This window comes from Corynebacterium sp. TAE3-ERU12 (genome assembly GCF_019209905.1).
Lineage (GTDB): Bacteria > Actinomycetota > Actinomycetes > Mycobacteriales > Mycobacteriaceae > Corynebacterium.
In genome coordinates this window covers 284,275-301,740 of the sequence record NZ_JAHUTM010000002.1, presented here as the reverse complement: position 1 = coordinate 301,740, position 17,466 = coordinate 284,275, and the positions used below count along the sequence as shown (strand labels likewise).

12 protein-coding genes and 1 other RNA gene are annotated in these 17,466 nt (G+C 62.2%); 6 read left to right on the top strand and 7 right to left on the bottom strand.

Translation table 11 applies throughout. The features are described 5' to 3' along the window. Positions 1-30 precede the first annotated feature (30 nt). A complete protein-coding gene (glsA, locus tag KRX51_RS07830; RefSeq protein ID WP_218362568.1) occupies positions 31-1,338 on the top strand; it encodes a glutaminase A in 1,308 nt (435 codons plus the stop codon). A gap of 81 nt (positions 1,339-1,419) precedes the next feature. Here glsA and metE read toward each other — a convergent pair whose 3' ends face one another. From metE to KRX51_RS07810, 4 genes are all read right to left on the bottom strand, one after another. Beyond that, positions 1,420-3,750 (bottom strand): 5-methyltetrahydropteroyltriglutamate--homocysteine S-methyltransferase, encoded by a 2,331-nt coding sequence (gene metE / locus KRX51_RS07825; protein ID WP_218362567.1) that lies wholly within the window; start codon positions 3,748-3,750, stop codon positions 1,420-1,422. 266 nt (positions 3,751-4,016) lie between these two features. After that, a complete protein-coding gene (locus KRX51_RS07820; RefSeq protein ID WP_218362566.1) occupies positions 4,017-4,742 on the bottom strand; it encodes a L,D-transpeptidase in 726 nt (241 codons plus the stop codon). A 58-nt stretch (positions 4,743-4,800) separates the two neighbouring features. Then, entirely contained in the window at positions 4,801-7,980 is a 3,180-nt protein-coding gene (locus tag KRX51_RS07815; protein ID WP_218362565.1) for a bifunctional [glutamine synthetase] adenylyltransferase/[glutamine synthetase]-adenylyl-L-tyrosine phosphorylase, read from the bottom strand. A gap of 44 nt (positions 7,981-8,024) precedes the next feature. Beyond that, positions 8,025-9,365: a glutamine synthetase family protein gene (locus tag KRX51_RS07810; protein ID WP_218362609.1), complete on the bottom strand. Its 1,341-nt coding sequence runs from the start codon at positions 9,363-9,365 to the stop codon at positions 8,025-8,027. 50 nt (positions 9,366-9,415) lie between these two features. On the opposite strand from KRX51_RS07810, the gene panB reads away from it, so the two are divergent. Both panB and KRX51_RS07800 read left to right on the top strand, forming a co-directional pair. After that, complete coding sequence (gene panB / locus KRX51_RS07805; protein ID WP_218362564.1) at positions 9,416-10,225, top strand: 3-methyl-2-oxobutanoate hydroxymethyltransferase; 810 nt, start codon at positions 9,416-9,418, stop codon at positions 10,223-10,225. 57 nt (positions 10,226-10,282) lie between these two features. Then, positions 10,283-11,950 carry a CYTH and CHAD domain-containing protein gene (locus KRX51_RS07800; protein WP_218362563.1) on the top strand — a complete coding sequence of 556 codons (1,668 nt, stop codon included), beginning with the start codon at positions 10,283-10,285 and terminating at the stop codon, positions 11,948-11,950. A 22-nt stretch (positions 11,951-11,972) separates the two neighbouring features. On the opposite strand, the gene KRX51_RS07795 is transcribed toward KRX51_RS07800, so the two are convergent. Beyond that, entirely contained in the window at positions 11,973-12,173 is a 201-nt protein-coding gene (locus tag KRX51_RS07795; protein WP_218362562.1) for an SPOR domain-containing protein, read from the bottom strand. A gap of 209 nt (positions 12,174-12,382) precedes the next feature. Between KRX51_RS07795 and KRX51_RS07790 the strand changes: the two genes are divergently transcribed. From KRX51_RS07790 to KRX51_RS07780, 3 genes are all read left to right on the top strand, one after another. After that, on the top strand, positions 12,383-13,555 hold the full coding sequence (locus tag KRX51_RS07790; RefSeq protein ID WP_218362561.1) for a hypothetical protein: 1,173 nt from the start codon (positions 12,383-12,385) through the stop codon (positions 13,553-13,555). 62 nt (positions 13,556-13,617) lie between these two features. After that, positions 13,618-14,904 (top strand): TrpB-like pyridoxal phosphate-dependent enzyme, encoded by a 1,287-nt coding sequence (locus KRX51_RS07785; RefSeq protein ID WP_218362608.1) that lies wholly within the window; start codon positions 13,618-13,620, stop codon positions 14,902-14,904. Between the two features lie 776 nt (positions 14,905-15,680). After that, a complete protein-coding gene (locus KRX51_RS07780) occupies positions 15,681-16,076 on the top strand; it encodes a hypothetical protein (RefSeq protein WP_218362560.1) in 396 nt (131 codons plus the stop codon). A gap of 292 nt (positions 16,077-16,368) precedes the next feature. Here KRX51_RS07780 and rnpB read toward each other — a convergent pair. Beyond that, positions 16,369-16,791, bottom strand: an RNA gene (gene rnpB / locus KRX51_RS07775) — RNase P RNA component class A. Between the two features lie 15 nt (positions 16,792-16,806). Beyond that, on the bottom strand, positions 16,807-17,448 hold the full coding sequence (locus KRX51_RS07770; protein WP_218362607.1) for a histidine phosphatase family protein: 642 nt from the start codon (positions 17,446-17,448) through the stop codon (positions 16,807-16,809). Positions 17,449-17,466 lie beyond the last annotated feature (18 nt).

Genomic DNA, 17,466 nt, shown 5'->3' with positions numbered 1-17,466 from the left:
TTTTTTGTGGTGCTTTATTCTGTGCACACCATGACCGATCGCATCACCTCATCGCCCTTCCGAGACACCATCGGCGAGATCACCGAACGTTGCCGCGCGGTGACTGACGGCGCCAATGCTGACTACATCCCTTGCCTGGCTACCGTCGACCCCGAACTATGGGCCACAGCCGTGACCACGCCCGACGGTGACCTGTACCCCTTCGGCGACTGTGAGCACGAATTTTCCATCCAATCCATCTCAAAGCCCCTGGTCTACGGCCTGGCTATTGAGGAACTTGGCCTGCACGAGGTGCTGCGCCGCGTCGGCGTCGAACCGTCCGGGGAAGCGTTCAACTCCATTGCGCTCTCCCGCACCGGCCGGCCGGTCAACCCCATGATTAATGCCGGCGCGCTCACCGTGCACGGCATGTTGCATGACCGCATTCATGAGTGCTCCAGCGATGACCCACATCAGCTCATCCTCGACGGGCTATCCCGACTGGCCGGGCGGCAGCTGCGGGTCGACGATGAACTCGCCGCCGACGAAATCGCCAATAACTACCGCAACCTCGCCATCGCCAACCTGCTGCGCTCTGCGGACACCATTGAAGGCAACCCGCGTGATGTCTACGAAGGCTACTGCCGACAGTGCTCCATCATGCTCAGCGTGCGTGACCTGGCGATGATCGGCGCCACCCTGGCATCCGGCGGCATTAACCCGGTCAGTGGTGAACGGGTGCTGCGCGGCGAGACTGTGCAGTGGGTGCTGTCAGTGATGTCGACCTGCGGCATGTACGACTCGGCGGGTTCCTGGATGAATACTGTGGGTATCCCAGCCAAATCCGGGGTGTCCGGCGGCATCCTGGGGGTTATCCCAGGCCAGATGGCCATTGCTACTTTCAGCCCACGGCTTGACGAGGTGGGCACCTCCCTGCGCGGCGCCCGTTTTTTCCAGACCGCCTCGCAGGAGCTTGGCCTGCATATGATGCGCATCACCGGCCGGCCCACCGGTGCCCTACGCAACCGTGCTGTTGTGGACTTCGATGACGACGGTGTGCGCGACACCACCCTGCTGCGGCTCTACGGCGATATTGACTTCGCCTCCTACGAGTCCATTGACCGTGCTGTTACCGACGGCGCTTATCAGCGCACCACACTATTCCTGGATTTAGTGGAGGTGCGTTCGATTAGTCGGGTGGCGCGGATACATATCGAGAAACTGCTGTGCGGGGCGGCCGGGCCAGTGCGGGTATTCGTGCACGACCCCGCTGACCTGCTGGCGCACGATATCTGTGCCGAAGTCACGTGGGTCGATGCCGCGCAGGTGCGCGAGTACTCCTCGACCCGGGCGCTATAGCACCTAGGCGAGGCAAAAGGCGCGGGTGGCAGGCTTGTGTGAAGCCCGCTACCCGCGCCTTTTTGCGCGGTGAACCGCTATTTAGGCGGTCAGTTCTGCACGTACCTGGTGGGCGGCAGCAACCAGGTTGCGTAGCGACGGGGTGGACTCATCCGGCTTACGGGTCTTAAGACCACAGTCCGGGTTGGCCCAGAGTACGTCGATGGCGATGGCCTCGGATGCGCTGCGCAGCGCCTGGGCCATTTCTTCCACGCTGGGCACGCGCGGTGAGTGGATATCGTAGATGCCCGGGCCCAGGCCCAGGTTGAACCCACCGGCCTGTTTGAGGTCGTCGACTAGTTCCATGGTGGAACGGGCGGCCTCAATGGAGGTCGAATCAGCATCGAGGGCCTCGATGGCTTCAAGAAGCACCCCGAACTCGGAGTAGCACATGTGGGTGTGGATGGCGGTCTCATCACGCACACCAGAGGTGGCGATGCGGAACGACTTCACAGACCAGTCGAGATATGCGGGCTGGTCAGCGGCCTTGAGCGGCAGCAGCTCACGCAGGGCCGGCTCGTCGACCTGGATGATCGGCAGCCCGGCGGCTTCGAGGTCAACAACCTCATCGCGGATGGCCAGGGCAACCTGGTTCGCGGTGGTCGCCAGCGGGATGTCTTCGCGCACGAAGGACCAGGCCAGCATGGTGACCGGGCCGGTGAGCATGCCCTTGACTGGGCGGTCGGTCAGCGACTGGGCGTACTTGGACCACGGCACGGTCATCGGCTCGGGGCGGGAGACATCGCCGAAGAGGATCGGCGGACGCACACACCGGGTGCCGTAGGACTGGACCCAGGCCAGCTGGGTGGCGGCATAACCATCGAGCTGCTCGGCGAAGTACTGCACCATATCGTTGCGCTCTGGTTCACCGTGCACCAGCACGTCGAGTCCGATGTCTTCTTGCAGCTCGATGACGTTTTTGACCTCGGCACGCATCTGCTCTTCGTACTCGGCCTGCGTGATTGCGCCATTGCGCAGGTCGGCGCGGGCCTGGCGCAGCGAGGGGGTCTGCGGGAAGGAACCGATGGTGGTGGTCGGGATGGGCGGCAGCGGGTGGGCTGCGTCCTGGGCCTTCTTGCGCTCGGCGAAGGGGGCGCGGGTGGCGTCGGCGTCGGTAATGGCCGCAACACGGTCCTGGACCTGCGTGTTGTGTACGCGCGGGTCCTCGTCGAAGGACTTCTTAGCGGCGCGGGAGAGCTCCAGCGCCTCGCCGATGAGTTCTTCCTCAGCGCCGGGCTGCCCGGCCAGGGCCGTGGCCAGGGCGGCGACCTCGGCGATCTTCTCCTTGGCGAAGGCTAGGCGCTTGATGAGCAGTTCGTCATGAGCCAGCAGGGCTTCTTCGACGTCGAGGGCGTAGGGCACGTGCAGCAGCGAACAGGAGGTCGACACTGCCAGCGACCCGACCTGGTCACGCAGTCCCCGCAGGGTCTCCAGGGCGGCTTCGATATCGGTGCGCCACACATTGCGGCCTTCGACAACACCGGCCAGCAGGGTCTTATTCGCGAAACCAGCGGGTAGCTGTTCGGGCACGGTGCCGGCGACTAAATCAAGGGCGACGGCTTCGACCGGGGCGTCGGCAAGCACCGGCAGGGACTCACCGGCATCGTCGAAGTAGGTGGCGACGACGATATTGGGCCGGTCGGTGGCGTTGCCGAGGGTGGCCAGGGCGCGGCGGGCAGCGTCGAGTTCGGCGTCGGTGCGGTCTTGAACCAGGATGGGTTCGTCGATCTGCACCCACTGGGCGCCAGCGGTTTTCAGGCGCGACAGCAAGGTGACGTAGTGCGGCAGCAGCTCTTCGAGTTTGTCGAGGGGGTCGAAGCCTTCGTCGGTGCCCTTGGACAGCAGCAGGAAGGTCAGCGGGCCGATGACGACGGGGCGGGCGGGCACACCGTCGGCGATGGCCTCGCGGACCTCAGCCAGCAGCGGTTCGGGGTGCAGCGAGAAGCTGGTCGCCGCGGAGAGCTCCGGCACGATGTAGTGGTAGTTGGTGTCGAACCACTTCGTCATCTCCAGCGGCGCTACCTGGGCGTTGCCGCGGGCGGCGGCGAAATAGGCCTGGATTGGTTCCAGCGGTTTGCCGTCGCTGTCGGTGGTGTGCCGGTCGGTGTGCGCGCCGAATAGTTGCACGGTGTCGAGCACCTGGTCGTAGAGGGAGTGCACGCCCACGGGCACGGAGTCGTGGCCGGCTTCGACGAGCTGGTTGCGGGCGTCGCGGCTTAGCTGGTCGCGCACGGACAGTACTTCGCTGGCGTCGGTGCGGCCGGCCCAGTAGGCCTCGATGACCTTTTTGAGTTCACGGTGAGGGCCAATGCGCGGCACGCCCAGCACGGTGGCTGAGAACGGTGCGGTGCGGTCAGCAGTGGGAGTGGTCATGGTGTCCATTTCGTGTAATCAGGCGATAAGTCTCGCGGGCCGGTGCCGGCGTCCGCGGGTTGGGCTGATGCTAGCACGCTACAGACCAAGCGGTCTATCAATCAAATAAATAGCCTCCCCCATCCCCCATCAGACAGTCCTGCCCCACCGAAAAAATGGCGCGTGAACAGTGGTCACAGCAGCTACTAGAGAGGCTTGCCGACGCTGCGGGCAGGTAGGATCGACACACGTACCGCGGCAATAAACAGACCAAGCGGTACCGGCGATTACATGACGACGACGGTGTCGCCTTCCTCAAGCCGATCAAAAAACGTCGGCGCATCCCGGTGGGCTAGATGCAAACAGCCATGGGAATGCTCATCAAGAGCGCCCTCATGGAAGGCAATGCCGTTATCGGTGAAGTACACCGAAAACGGGATATCGACCTCATAGGCCCTGCTGTAGTCGTCGATCTTCTTCCACACCACAGTGAACGTGCCACGCGGGGTGGGATCAACCACAGTGCCACCAATTGTGGGCACCGGCCCATAGGTCACCTTGCCGTCTTGCTGCAGCCAAGCCAGCCGGTTTTCCAGGTCAACACACGCCTTAGCCTGCAGCGGGCAATTATTGCGCGCCAAGGTGCCATCAGGAGTGAGGTTCCACTCGTCGAGCTGGGTATCCACAGCTGCCCGCACAGCCTCAGCGTCGGGCTGCTTTTCCTTGGCGATAAGCCCGACAAGCTCTTCATCACGCGGGTGCGGCAGACGCACGCTATCGACATAATTATCGACGATGCTGCGGACCTGCTCCTCAGGCAGGCCCCGCTCGCGGCGGACCTGGGCGTCCACGGCGGCCTCATAGGGTTCAGTGTGGCCGGTGGCTAGGTTGATGCCGACCGCTCCGGTCAGCACAGTCGCGGCGATGACCAACACGGTGGGGACTACTCGCAGCATGCGGCTGCCACGCCGGGGGCGGGCCGGCGTGTGCGCGCGAGAGCTTGAGGTGGTCATCGTGGCCAGTCTAACCCGACAACGGGGCTGCCAGTCCAGTTGGTATTAGCAGCGTGACCTAGTGATACCCCGGATCTTCCTCGCCCCAGAAGACCCGATCCACGACCCGACGAGCATGTCGGGAAACGCGAAGATAGTTCTCCATAAAGCCCGCCGAATCAGTGTGGTCCCAACCAGCAGCACCCGCTACAGGAGCCAACTGCGGCCCCGGCTGCGGCAGCTGATCGGTGCGCTTACCGCGCGCCAGGACCAACGCATTACGGGCCCGGGTGGCCGTCAACCAACCATCACGTAGGTCCGCCACGTCCTCAGCGCTGAGCACCTCAGCCTCCTCCAGGGCGTCCAAACACTTCAGCGTCGACGTCTCATGCAACCCCGGGACCGTATGCGCATGCTGCAGAGTCAGTAGCTGCACAGTCCACTCAATATCCGTCAGCGCACCATAACCGAGCTTGGTGTGCGTGCGACGATTCGCGCCCCGCGGCAAACGCTCATTATCGACACGCGCCTTCATTCGACGCACTTCCTGCACAGTTTTCGCACTAGCCCCCTGCTCCGGGTAGCGCAGCGGATCGATGGCGTGCAAGAAACGGATACCCAGGTCACGGTCGCCGGCGATCCAGGTCGCGCGCAGCAAAGCCTGCAGTTCCCAGGTCTCACCCCAACGCTGGTAGTACTTCACATAACTATCCAGCGTGCGCACCGTCGCACCCGAACGCCCCTCTGGGCGCAGATCCAGGTCCACCTCCAACGGCGGGTCCTGGGAGGGCTTAGCCAGGCGACGACGCAACCGGTCACAAATACCCGTGGCCCAGCGCACCGCATCTGACTCGTCGACAACCGGATTGCCGTCCTCATCGCGGTTCACATCGCACACCATCATCACATCAGCATCGGAGCCATAGCCCAGCTCCGCGCCACCGAGACGACCCATGCCGATCACACTCATCGCTGCCGGGACTGGCTCGTCGGGGTGCTGCAATTGCCAACCGCGGATCTCTGCGGACAACGCCGCCTCCAGAACCGCATCCCACACCTTCGACAAGGAGTCACACACTTCGCGCACATCCATCATGCCGAGCATGTCCGCGCTAGCTACCCGAGCCAGCTCCGCACGGCGCAACGCCCGGGCCACCGCAATCGCCCGATCCGGGTCGGAATGGCGCGCGGCCGCCGACACCAAAGAACGGCTCACCGTCTCCGGATTAGCCTCACGCAGCTTCGGGCCATTAGCCCCATCACCGAAAAGCTTCACCGAATCCGGCGCGGTCAACAACAACTTCGACACGTACGGCGAAGTGCCGAGCACATGCATCAAACGCCGGCCGACGATGCCCTCATCACGCAACATGCGCAAAAACCACGGTTTTTCGTGCAGCGCGTCGGAAAGCTTTCGGTAGTTGAGCAACCCAGCATCCGGGTCCGGGGTGCCAGACAGCCACTCCATCAACGTCGGCAGCAGCATCGCCTGAATCCGGGCCTTGCGGGAACCACCAGAGGCCAACGCCGTTAAGTGCTCGAAAGCACGGTCGGGGTAGTTATAGCCCAGCACCGCCAACTGACGTTTCGCGGCTTCGGCAGACAGCTGCAACGTGCCGATATCCTGCTCAACAACAGAATTAAGCAGCGGGCGGTAGAACAACTTATTGTGCAGGCTACGAATCTGCACCGCGGTGGACTTAACCACCCGATTAAGAGCGGCGACCGAATTATCGCTGCCCTTGGCCACCACCCCAGCAGAGCGCGAAAGCCAGCGCAGACACGCCTCATCATCCGGGGCGGGCAGGGTATGCGTACGCCGCATTTTCTGTAACTGCAGGCGGTGCTCAAGCAAACGCATCAGCTCGTAGCACTCAATTAACGAAGAACCGTCATCGCGGCCAATAAAGCCGCCCTCAATGAGCGCATCGAGTGCCTCCACAGTGGCGGTGACGCGCAAAGACTCGTCATAGCGGCCATGCACCATCTGCAGCAACTGCACCGCGAACTCGACATCACGCAGCCCACCCGGGCCCAGCTTGAGCTCCCGGGAGCGCATATCTTCAGGCACGTTGTCGATCACGCGCAAACGCATCGCCTGCACATCCTCGACGAAAGAATCCCGCTGGGAAGCGGTCCACACCATCGGAGACAACGTGTCGACATAATCGCGCGCCAGGGTCATATCGCCAGTCATCGGCCGGGCTTTCAGCAGCGCCTGGAACTCCCAGGTATGCGCCCAGCGCTTGTAGTACGCCACATGCGAATCAAGGGTGCGCACCAAAGCACCGGACTTACCCTCCGGGCGCAGGGCGGCATCGACTTCGAAGAAGCACTTACACGAGACCCGGATGAACTCGCTGGCAAGCCGAGTAGCACGGTTATCGGCTGGTTCTGCGACGAAAATGACATCCACATCGGAGATGTAATTGAGCTCCTGGGCACCACACTTGCCCATCGCCAATACCGCCAGGCGCGTCGAGACCGGCTTATTCGGGTATGTCGTCGCCACCGCGACCGCCAGGGAGGCGGTCAGTGCCGCGTCGGCCAGGTCCGACAACGACCGGGTGAGATCGCGAAATGGTACCGGCGGCTGGCCTGGCCGTCGTGGACCGCGCGGGGAGGTACCAGCCAGATCCGCCGCCGCGATCCGCATCATCAGATTGCGGTAGGACCGCTTCATCGCGCGCTCGGCCTCCACACCGGTAAGCCCGGCGCGGTATAGCCCTGGTCCCTCAAGGTCGGGCGAGCTTTCCGGCAGTGGCCGGGCGTCTAACTCCTCGGCAGCAGCCACGGAATCATCGTCGGTAAGCTCCGGTTCTTCAGGGCTTGCCTCGACCGCTGTGAGCATCTCCCGGTACAGATCACCTCGCGTAGGCAGATCTGCCATCAGCAACGTCCATGTGGTGGGGTTGGCGATGAGATGATCACCTAAGGCTGTACTGCCGCCTAATAACGCGAATATGCGGGTGCGCAGCGCCACAGTATTGCGCATCGCGGCGTCGAGGCTGTCCCACTGCGCCCACGTCGGGACAGCGTCCTCGTCGGCAGGCTCATGCAGCTGCTGCTTCAACCGAATCAGTGCCGTCAGCGCCAGGTTCGGGTCTGAAGCGCCAGCAAGCCCCCACAGCAGCTCAAGGCTGTTTTCGTCGTACCAGCCGAGATCGCGCAGATCTGTGCGTGCCCGTTCACCCCCATCCAGGCCTAGCTGAGCTGGGGTGGGTACGGCAGAACGCGAAGTACGGGGTCGATTCGACATAACGGGTGCTTGCCTACAGTCCTTGGCTGGTTGGCGGGCGTTGGTCAGTAGTCGAGATTGGCGCGCAGCTCCCAGGGGGTGACCTGGCTCTGGTAATCGCGGCACTCGCGCCACTTATTGCGCAGGAAAAATTCGTACACGTGCTCGCCTAGCGTCTCGGCGACCAAGTCCGAACGTTCCATCTGCTTCAGTGCCTGGTCGAGGCTGGTCGGCAAGTCACGGTAGCCCAGCGCGCGGCGCTCCCGGCGGGTCATCTGAGAAATATTGTCCTCAGCCTGGGCCGGCAGCACGTAGTCCTCACGGATGCCTTTCAGCCCGGCTGCTAGCACCACCGCGTAGGCCAAGTACGGGTTACACGCGGAGTCTATGGAGCGTACCTCCACCCGGCGGGAACTGGCTTTACCCGGGGAATACATGGGTACTCGCACCAGGGCCGAGCGGTTCGCCATGCCCCACGACGCAGCGGTGGGGGCTTCCTCACCGAAAACGATGCGCTTATAGGAGTTCACCCATTGGTTCGTGACCGCCGAGATTTCGTGGGCGTGGGTGAGGATGCCGGCAATGAACTTCCGGGCAGTCGGCGACAGCTGGTCCTCATCATCGGGGTCATGGAAAGCGTTTTCATCGCCCTCAAATAAGGAGAAGTGGGTGTGCATCGCCGAGCCGGGCTGGTCCGCGAACGGCTTCGGCATGAAAGTGGCGCGGACGTTATTGCTCATCGCCACCCGTTTGATGAGGTGGCGCAGGGTCATGATGTTGTCCGCCATAGTGATGGCGTCGGCATAGCGCAGGTCGATTTCCTGCTGGCCGGGAGCGCCCTCGTGGTGCGAGTACTCCACCTGGATGCCCATGGCTTCCAGCGCGGAGATGGCCTCCCGTCGGAAGTTGGGGGCTTTTTCGTGCACGGCCTGGTCGAAATAGCCGCCATTATCGGCGGGCACCGGCGGGTTGCCGCCCGTGTCGAGCGAATCGACGAGGAAGAACTCGATCTCGGGGTGGATATAGGGCACGAATCCCATATCGGCTGCGGCTTGCACTTGGCCACGCAGCACGTGGCGCGGGTCAGCCCAGCTGGGCTGGCCGTCGGGCATGGTGATATCGCAGTAGATGCGGGCGGAGTCGGGTTCTTCGGCGCCATCGCGCCACGGCAGGATCTGGAAGGTCGACGGGTCGGGCCGGGCGATGGTGTCGGCCTCGGAGACGCGGGAAAAACCCTCGATGGCGGAGCCGTCGAAGCCGATGCCCTCGGTAAATGCCCCTTCGAGCTCAGCCGGTGCCACCGCAACGGACTTTAAGTAGCCCTGGATGTCGGTGAACCACAGCCGAATGAATCGGATGTCTCTTTCTTCGATCGTGCGCAGGACGAATTCCTGTTGGCGGTTCATATCTTCCGACGATAGCCGCGAATCGGACATGCGTGGAATAGTCTATGACCATGAGCGCTAAGCAGACCCGTGTTGATGACCTCGCTCGGTGGAAGTCGGAGGGTCGCCGGTGGGCGATGCTCACGGCCTACGACTACAGCTCTGCCCAGGCTTTTTCCGATGCCGATATTGAGGTGTTGTTAGTCGGGGATTCCGCAGCGAATGTCATCTATGGCTGCGCTACGACTGCCGAGGTCACTCTTGATGAAATGATTCCGTTGGCCCGCGCGGTGGTTCGCGGCGCGCCGAAGGCTCTCGTTGTCGCTGACCTTCCTTTTGGCACGTATGAGGCTTCCGACGAGCAGGCGGTGCGCAGCGCGACGACCATGATGGCCAAGTCCGGCGCGCACATGATCAAGATCGAGGGCGGCGTGCGGATGGCTGAGCGTATTCGCGCGCTAGTTGCCGCGGGCATTCCGGTCATGGCTCATATCGGTTTTACGCCGCAGTCGGTACATAATCTTGGCGGTTTCAAGGTGCAGGGTCGCGGTGCGGGGGCTGAGGCGTTGCGTGCCGACGCACTGGCGGTACAAGATGCCGGTGCCTCTGCGGTGGTGCTGGAGATGGTGCCTGGCCCGCTGGCAGCTGAGATCACCAAGGAGTTGGGCATTCCGACGGTGGGAATTGGCGCTGGTCCTGATTGCGATGCCCAGGTGTTGGTCTGGCAGGACATGTTGGCGGTGCCCGCTGGTGGCCGTCGGCCGAGTTTTGCGAAAACCTTCGCTGAAGTTGGCGCATTGATGAGCCAGGGCGCCCGGGTGTACCGGGAACAGGTCGAGGCTGGCGACTTCCCCACCGCAGACCACACTTTCGCCGAGTAATCCACCCTTATGCTGTGACGGGCCCTCAATGTCCGGCTGACCGGTAATATTGCTGGCATGAGCACCACGCAGTCTCTGGAAATTGAAGCGAAGTTCTCTGTAGCTGACGACATCACGGTACCGACGTTGACCGCCCTTGCTGAGGTGGTCTCCGCCGATGAGCCAGAGATTATTGAGCTCTCTGCGGTCTACTACGACACCGAGGATTTGGTGTTGACCCGCGCTAAGCGCACGCTGCGGCGGCGTACCGGTGGTTCTGATGAGGGCTGGCACCTTAAAACCCCAGCCGGTAAGGGCCGGATGGAGTTGGGCGCGCCACTGGGCAATCCCGACGACCCGGCACCAGCGGAGGTGCTCGGCCCGGTGCGCGCGATGGTGCGCAACCACAGGCTGGACCCTATCGCTGAGGTTAATAATTCCCGCCATATTTACCTGCTTCGTGATGCATCCGGTGCGGTGATCGCGGAGTTTTGTGATGACCATGTCACCGCTCGTTCACTGCTGCCTGGTGGGCAGGAAACCTCGTGGCGGGAATGGGAGTTAGAGCTGGTTGGCGATATCGCCGGCACTGAGCGCGGCGAGATGATGCTGACCCATGCCCACGATGTGTTCCTCGGCGCTGGGGCCAGCGATGAGGCGAGCCCGTCGAAATTAGCCGCTGCCCTGGGTGACTCTGTCGATAATGTGCCGCAGCCGCAGTCGCCCACGCCGCCGCCGAAGGGCACTGCGGCACGCACTGTTGTCGACGCCCTGGCTGCTAACCGCGACAAGCTACTGGAAACAGATCCGCTGGTTCGCCGCGATGAGTGGGATTCGGTGCACCAGATGCGGGTGGCTACCCGGGAGCTGCGCTCGCACCTGCAGACCTTCCACGGGATTCTTGGTGGCCAGCGCCTCGAGCTTGTCGAGCATGAACTGAAGGCTCTTGCCGGAATCCTTGGTGTGGCCCGCGACGCCGAAGTGGTTGCCGAACGCTTCGAAAACCTGATGACTCGTGAAGAGGCCGAAGGTATCGACCCGTCGATTCGTGAGGCTCTAGCTGCGGATATGCGTCGGGAGTACACCCGTGCGCACCGTCATGTCATTGCCGCGTTGGACTCGGATCGCTACCTCAATCTGCTCGACGAACTCGACGCGTTGCTCGCTGACCCGCCGGTGCTCGAGCACCCTGGTGAAGCTGAAGAAGACGCCACGCCAGCCGAGCAACCAGAGGAGGAGGCCGAGCAGCCCGAGGCGGAGGCCGAGCCGAAGGAGAAAAAGGCACACCAGCCAGTCAAGACAGAGGACACCGCTGCGGTTCTGGCAAAGCACCTTGCCCAGGCCTACCGCAAGCTGATGAAACGGCATAAGAAGGCCATGTCCGACTGGGGCAATACTGAGCTGTCGCGCCAGGACCGTGAGGAACGGTTCCACGATGTGCGTAAGGCCGCGAAGAAACTGCGCTACTCCGCCGAAGCTGCTGGTGGAGCTGGGTTGAAAACGAAGAGCCTGTATAAGGCCTGCAAGGAAATGCAGTCTTCGCTGGGAGATTTCCAGGACACGGTGACTGCCCGTGAGGTGTTGCTACGCAAGGCCCGTCGGGCGCACCGGCTGGGCCAGGACACTTTTGGCTACGGGGTGCTGTACCAGATTGAATACGCCGATGGCCTGGCTGCACTGTCCGACTATAAGGAGCGTATGAAGGGCATCGAAAAGGCGTACCGCAAGCTGGAAAAGAAGCTATAGTCGGCACGCCTCCGGGGACTAGCTAGAGTTTCTGCGGCGGTTCGCCCCAGTTGTCGTCTGCTTCGTCCCAGTCGTCGGCGGCTTCATTATTGGCCTTGACTCGGTCCATGGCGTGGCGGGCTTCTTTTTCGGTGTCGTAGGGGCCCATCCGGTCATTCCAGCCCTTCTGCTTGCCTTGGAAGACATCGCCGGTGCTGGGGTCGTAGTACCACTTGTCCTTCATAACCGCTCCTTGTTGTGGGTGCCGCACCAATATCGGTGAACGATTTTTATGCACCTAAGACTACGTGGCTCACCCCACGAGCGCTGGCGCGACGCCATTGTGCCCGAGACTCCCCCACCAAAAGAAGGCCCGTACACCGGGTAGCATAAGCCCACATCGAGGCCCCATAATCCGGGGCTTGTGAACAGCATTCGACGGAAAGGATCCCGATGACCGGCCATCCCGCCCTGGACCGAGTGCTCGGTGCCGTTGCCCCACATGGGCAGCTCCCCTCCGGCGCAGCAGCCGCCCACGCACCCGGCAGCATCGAGCTCATCGGCGAGCCATGCTCTCGCACCGGCGGCATGCTGATCACCGCTGCGCTGCCGGTTTCGGCTGCCGTCGCCCTGGTGCCGACTAAGGATGGCACGCTCACGGTGCGCAGCAATGGGTCAGTGCACACCATGGATATGCCGGAGTCCGTTCCTGAGGATCTGCCGCAGCCGGTGGCGTCGGTAGCTGCGGCTGTGGTGGCGTTGGCGCACATTATCCATGTGATTCCACGGATGGATGCTGGCCTGGACATCACCATCGAGTCCGATATTCCCGCACAGCGCGGCCTGGGCGATATCGCCGCTGTGCAGAGTGCTATCGCCTTGGCCGCCAATGAATTGTGGGGCGACCGTGACGATGTTCCCGCCCGCGCGCGGCTCGCGTCGGCACTGCAAGAAGCCCAGGCCGCCCATGTCGGCGAGCATGTTCCCCTCTACCCCTATACCGCCGCGCTGCGCGCGAAGGCCGGCCATGTGCTGCTGTGCAACCATGCCGATGGTGCGGTCACCCAGTTGCCGTTGCCCGACCAGGTTGCGTTGACTGCACTGTGCTCGGCGGATCTGACCGGCGGTAGCGCCCCGGCGAATCGGCACGGATTTTTCGCCGATGCCTGCCGGACTTTTGGCGTGCCGACGTTGGCGGCGCTTCCCGACGCGGATACCCGCGTTGTGGAGTGGATTCGGGCCCGGCACGAGGTCGATGCCAATAGTGAGGCCCCCACCGAGGGACGCGCCGCACGCTGGCTGGAAGAAACTGCGGGGAGCTCAGATCGTGCGCGCGCCTTGTCCGGACATATTCGGCATGGCGACGTATCGGCCTGCCTGGCCACTATCCGGGTCGATACCCGCACCCGGGATAAGAGCATTGACCCCGATAATCCGCTTGGTCGGCTTATTACTGCAGCGAATAATGCCGGCGCGGCGTGCCGCTGTGTCTCGGCCCCGGGGGCGGCGGCAGTGGCGTGGGGCCCGGCTGAACTGGCCGAGGACATCCGCGGCGCAATTCATGGCGCCGGAGGTTGGGAATTACCGCTAACAGGTGCGGCTGCGGGGTTAATCTGGAAGGCATGACACACTCCAGTGAAGCCAGCGCGCAAGCGCCCGTTAATGATGCAAGCGTGCCTGCCGAGCCGATGACCAAGGCCGTGCTTTCCGAGTCACTGATGCCGACGCATTGGTACAACCTCGCTGCGGACTTCCCGGAGCCGATGCCGCCGCACCTCAACCCCGGCACAAAAGAGCCCATTACCGCCGAGGAAATGTCGGCTCTTTTCGCCACTGGCCTGTGCGAGCAGGAGTTTTCCACCGAGCGTTATATCGAGATCCCGGAACCGGTACGCGAGATTTACACCATCTGGCGGCCTTCCCCGCTGGCCCGCGCGCCACGGTTGGAGAAGGCTCTGGGGACCTCTGCTCGGATCTACTACAAGAACGAGTCGGTCTCCCCGATCGGTTCGCACAAGCCCAATACCTCGATTGCCCAGGCCTACTACAACAAGCTCGACGGCATTGAGAAGCTGACCACCGAGACCGGCGCTGGCCAGTGGGGCGCCTCACTGGCCTTCGCCGGCCAGTTCTTCGAGCAGGACGTGGAGGTCTGGCAGGTTCGCGCCTCCTACGATTCCAAGCCCTACCGACGGATGTTGATGGATGTCTACGGCGCTACCGTGCACCCGTCGCCGTCGGATCTGACCGAGGCGGGCCGCAATATCCTCGCCAAGCACCCCGATACCCCGGGGTCGCTGGGGATGGCCGTGTCCGAGGCCATTGAGGTGGCCATGGGCAGCGATAATGCTCGCTACGCGCTGGGCTCGGTGCTCAACCACGTCATGCTGCACCAGACCATCATCGGCCAGGAGGCGATCCGGCAGCTGGAGATGTTCGGCGAGATCGACGGCCCGGACATGGTTGTTGGGTGCGCCGGTGGTGGTTCTAACCTGGCGGGCTTGACCTTCCCGTTCATCGGGTCGAACCTGCAGGGGCTTACCGACGCGCGCATTGTGGCCGCCGAGCCGGCCAAGTGCCCGTCACTGACCAAGGGCGAGTACCGCTACGACCACGGCGATGTGGCCGGCATGACCCCCTTGCTGAAGATGCACACCCTGGGCCAGGATTTCGTCCCGGACCCGATTCATGCTGGTGGCCTGCGTTATCACGCAATGTCCCCGATGGTCTCCCACGCCATGGAGTTGGGCCTGCTCGAGGCTACTGCGATCACCCAGGAAGACGCGTTCGCCGCGGGCGTGCTCTTTGCCCGAACCGAGGGCACTGTGCCGGCTCCTGAGTCCAATCACGCCATTGCTGCGGCTCTCACCGAGGCCCGCAAGCACACCGGTGAGCCCGGGACCGGCCCGGTGATTCTGCTGGGGCTGTCCGGTAATGGTTTCCTCGACCTGCCTGCATATAGCCAGTTCATCTAGCTGTATTGCTGTTGCGCCCCTCCGTTGTGCTTCGCTGCGCGCGGAGGGGCTTTTCGGTGCGTTCATCCTCAATTCCTCATCCCCCTCCCCGATGCTCACCAGGCACAGGTGCTAACCGGCCAAAGTGCAGCTATGCCCGTGGACCTCGACACCTGTTTTCAGTGATCACATGGACTCGAGTCACCTAAGCTTGGGTCCATGTCTCGATATTTCGACGAAAACAACGTAGATAAACAACAGCATCCAGAGTCCGATTTTAAGGGAACTCTTGAGTCAATCCTTGCTATCCTCGACCAGGAGTTATACCCAGGAACTGCGTGTTTAGTTCGGTCCATACTTGACAATTCTGATGTTAAAGCCGGAAACCAGTTAAAAACTGAGACCTTGGCTAAATCCCTTATTACGGCATTGGCTATCATTGAGTCGGAGAAAAACGGCCGCTAGGTTTTCTTAAACCATAAAGCTCTCGTCGAAGTTGCCGCACCTACGGGATTTTCTGTTATGCGGTTATGCGGCAACAAAAACGCGATTACCTAAATATAAGCAATCTTCTTATTACATACGAGAAAGACAATATCTCCGTACTGTGCGGAAAAATGGTCACTTCCAATAATTCGCGTGACACTTACCAGTCGCGGGCAAAGGCAATGCGGCGGCGTGCTTTAGCGGCCTCATCCGCATCGCAGCGTGCACCGCAAGATCGTAGCTGAACAGTACTGGCCTGTTGGCGGATGGGCCCCTTCTCGAGGTGTGAAAAGTGGTGTAGTAGTGGGGTCATGATCGAAGTAACCGAAGGCTTCACCCGTCCCGCAGAACGCCCCTACATGAAGGAACACACAACCCCCGACTACTACGTCATCTTCTGGGAAAACCGGTCGCTTCCAGTCATTGAGGAGTACTCAGATGGCGAAGGGGATCATGACTTGGAATACAGACTTCGCCGGGCGTACAGGTTATCCGGCTGCGCTTCGGTGGAAGAAGCAATCGAGTGGGAGAACAATAACGCCAAGGGAAGGGAGTCAGCGACCCTTCTTCCTGTACTTAATGAAAGCGGAGACACCGACACGCTCTATGTGCTTCATGGGCATTATTCGACAGAGGAGGAAGTCAATCCGGACGAGCTTTTCGGGTGGACGTTGTACCGCCCAGACGATGCACCACCAGCGACTTAACAGGTAACCTCTCCATGCTTGCTGAATGCATCATTCATATACGTGGGAAGCGATACCCAATTCACCACGACCCGCGACGTATAAAAGTGCTTCCTACCAACACACAGTAGAGCTGCATTGGTTTTCCAGATGCGCTTACCGCGCACAACAACGACCGAAGACTTCTTCTGAACACCAAACGGATGAATCCGGCGGAAACGCACCAGCGCAATTAGACCCACACGGGGCGGTCTTTGCCAATCTCGTCATCCAAGCTGGTCCACCCCACTGCCGTGACGCAGTGAAAACTGTGTGAACGAGCCGGCCTATAAGCCGGATTCTGTTCCCGCCGAGACCTTTCGGCCATCGGGGGCGATGATCATCCATCTCGACGCACCATTGCTGGGCGCCTCACAGCAGCTAACCCTCGGACTCGGGCGGGCAGCCCTCATACATCCGAGCAGACACACCACGGGGTGCGTCCTCTTGCCTTGCTCCAGGTGGGGTTTACCTAGCCGCCGCAGTCACCTACGGCGCTGGTGCGCTCTTACCGCACCGTTTCACCCTTACCCGCGCAGAAAAACTGCCCGGGCGGTTTGTTTTCTGTGGCACTGTCCCGCGGGTTGCCCCGGGTTGTCGTTAACAACCACCATGCCCTGTGGAGTCCGGACTTTCCTCGACGCCGGGCCTAGCGCATTCACGCTGGTCCCCGTGCCGCGATCATCCGGCCGGCTCGCTCACCCGTAGCAGCCTACCGCAGGTGCGCGGTGCTGTTCACCAGCGTCACCGACGTGCGCCCTTCTGGGTAAAACTCGGCCACCGACACTGAAGCAAGATCGAGGAACATGCGGGTGAATACTTCATAGCCCGACCCCATGGCTTGGCGCAGGGTGGCTTTGATCGGGCTGACGTGGCTGACCACAAGCACGTCCCGCCCGGCGTAGCGCTCACATATCCGCTCCCGCGCGGCCCGCACTCGTGCATCGAGCGCGGCGAACGACTCCCCTCCTGGGGTGGTGTGTTCTGGGTCAGCCATCCAGGCGGCGTGTTGTTCGGGATCACGTTCCCGGGCCTCGGCAAAGGTCATTCCTTCCCAGTCGCCAAAGTCAAGTTCCCGCAGGTCATCATCGATCTCCAAGCTGAGCCCCAGGGCTTCAGCGGCGAATTCGGCGGTTTGGCGAGTGCGCAGCAGCGGCGAGCACACGATACCGGCGAAGTCCCATCCTGACCGAGCGAGGTCCGCGGCAGCGCGCTGGGCTTGCTGGGTACCTAGGTCGGTAAGCGCAACGTCGGAACGGCTCCCGGAATAGCGGCGGTCCACGCTCATGGGTGTTTGGCCATGGCGCAGCAGGACCAACCGCGCGGGCTGACTGTCCAGCCCGGCCCAGGACATATTTTTCGTTGCCACGGG

Excerpts from the sequence above, each read along its gene's own strand:
- KRX51_RS07790 (WP_218362561.1), top strand. The coding sequence starts at position 12,383 with ATGACCGGCCATCCCGCCCTGGACCGAGTGCTCGGTGCCGTTGCCCCA.
- KRX51_RS07770 (WP_218362607.1), bottom strand. The coding sequence starts at position 17,448 with ATGTCCTGGGCCGGGCTGGACAGTCAGCCCGCGCGGTTGGTCCTGCTG.
- KRX51_RS07800 (WP_218362563.1), top strand. The coding sequence starts at position 10,283 with ATGAGCACCACGCAGTCTCTGGAAATTGAAGCGAAGTTCTCTGTAGCT.
- KRX51_RS07785 (WP_218362608.1), top strand. The coding sequence starts at position 13,618 with ATGACCAAGGCCGTGCTTTCCGAGTCACTGATGCCGACGCATTGGTAC.
- metE (WP_218362567.1), bottom strand. The coding sequence starts at position 3,750 with ATGACCACTCCCACTGCTGACCGCACCGCACCGTTCTCAGCCACCGTG.
- KRX51_RS07815 (WP_218362565.1), bottom strand. The coding sequence starts at position 7,980 with ATGTCGAATCGACCCCGTACTTCGCGTTCTGCCGTACCCACCCCAGCT.
- KRX51_RS07810 (WP_218362609.1), bottom strand. The coding sequence starts at position 9,365 with ATGAACCGCCAACAGGAATTCGTCCTGCGCACGATCGAAGAAAGAGAC.
- KRX51_RS07780 (WP_218362560.1), top strand. The coding sequence starts at position 15,681 with ATGATCGAAGTAACCGAAGGCTTCACCCGTCCCGCAGAACGCCCCTAC.
- glsA (WP_218362568.1), top strand. The coding sequence starts at position 31 with ATGACCGATCGCATCACCTCATCGCCCTTCCGAGACACCATCGGCGAG.
- KRX51_RS07795 (WP_218362562.1), bottom strand. The coding sequence starts at position 12,173 with ATGAAGGACAAGTGGTACTACGACCCCAGCACCGGCGATGTCTTCCAA.
- panB (WP_218362564.1), top strand. The coding sequence starts at position 9,416 with ATGAGCGCTAAGCAGACCCGTGTTGATGACCTCGCTCGGTGGAAGTCG.
- KRX51_RS07820 (WP_218362566.1), bottom strand. The coding sequence starts at position 4,742 with ATGACCACCTCAAGCTCTCGCGCGCACACGCCGGCCCGCCCCCGGCGT.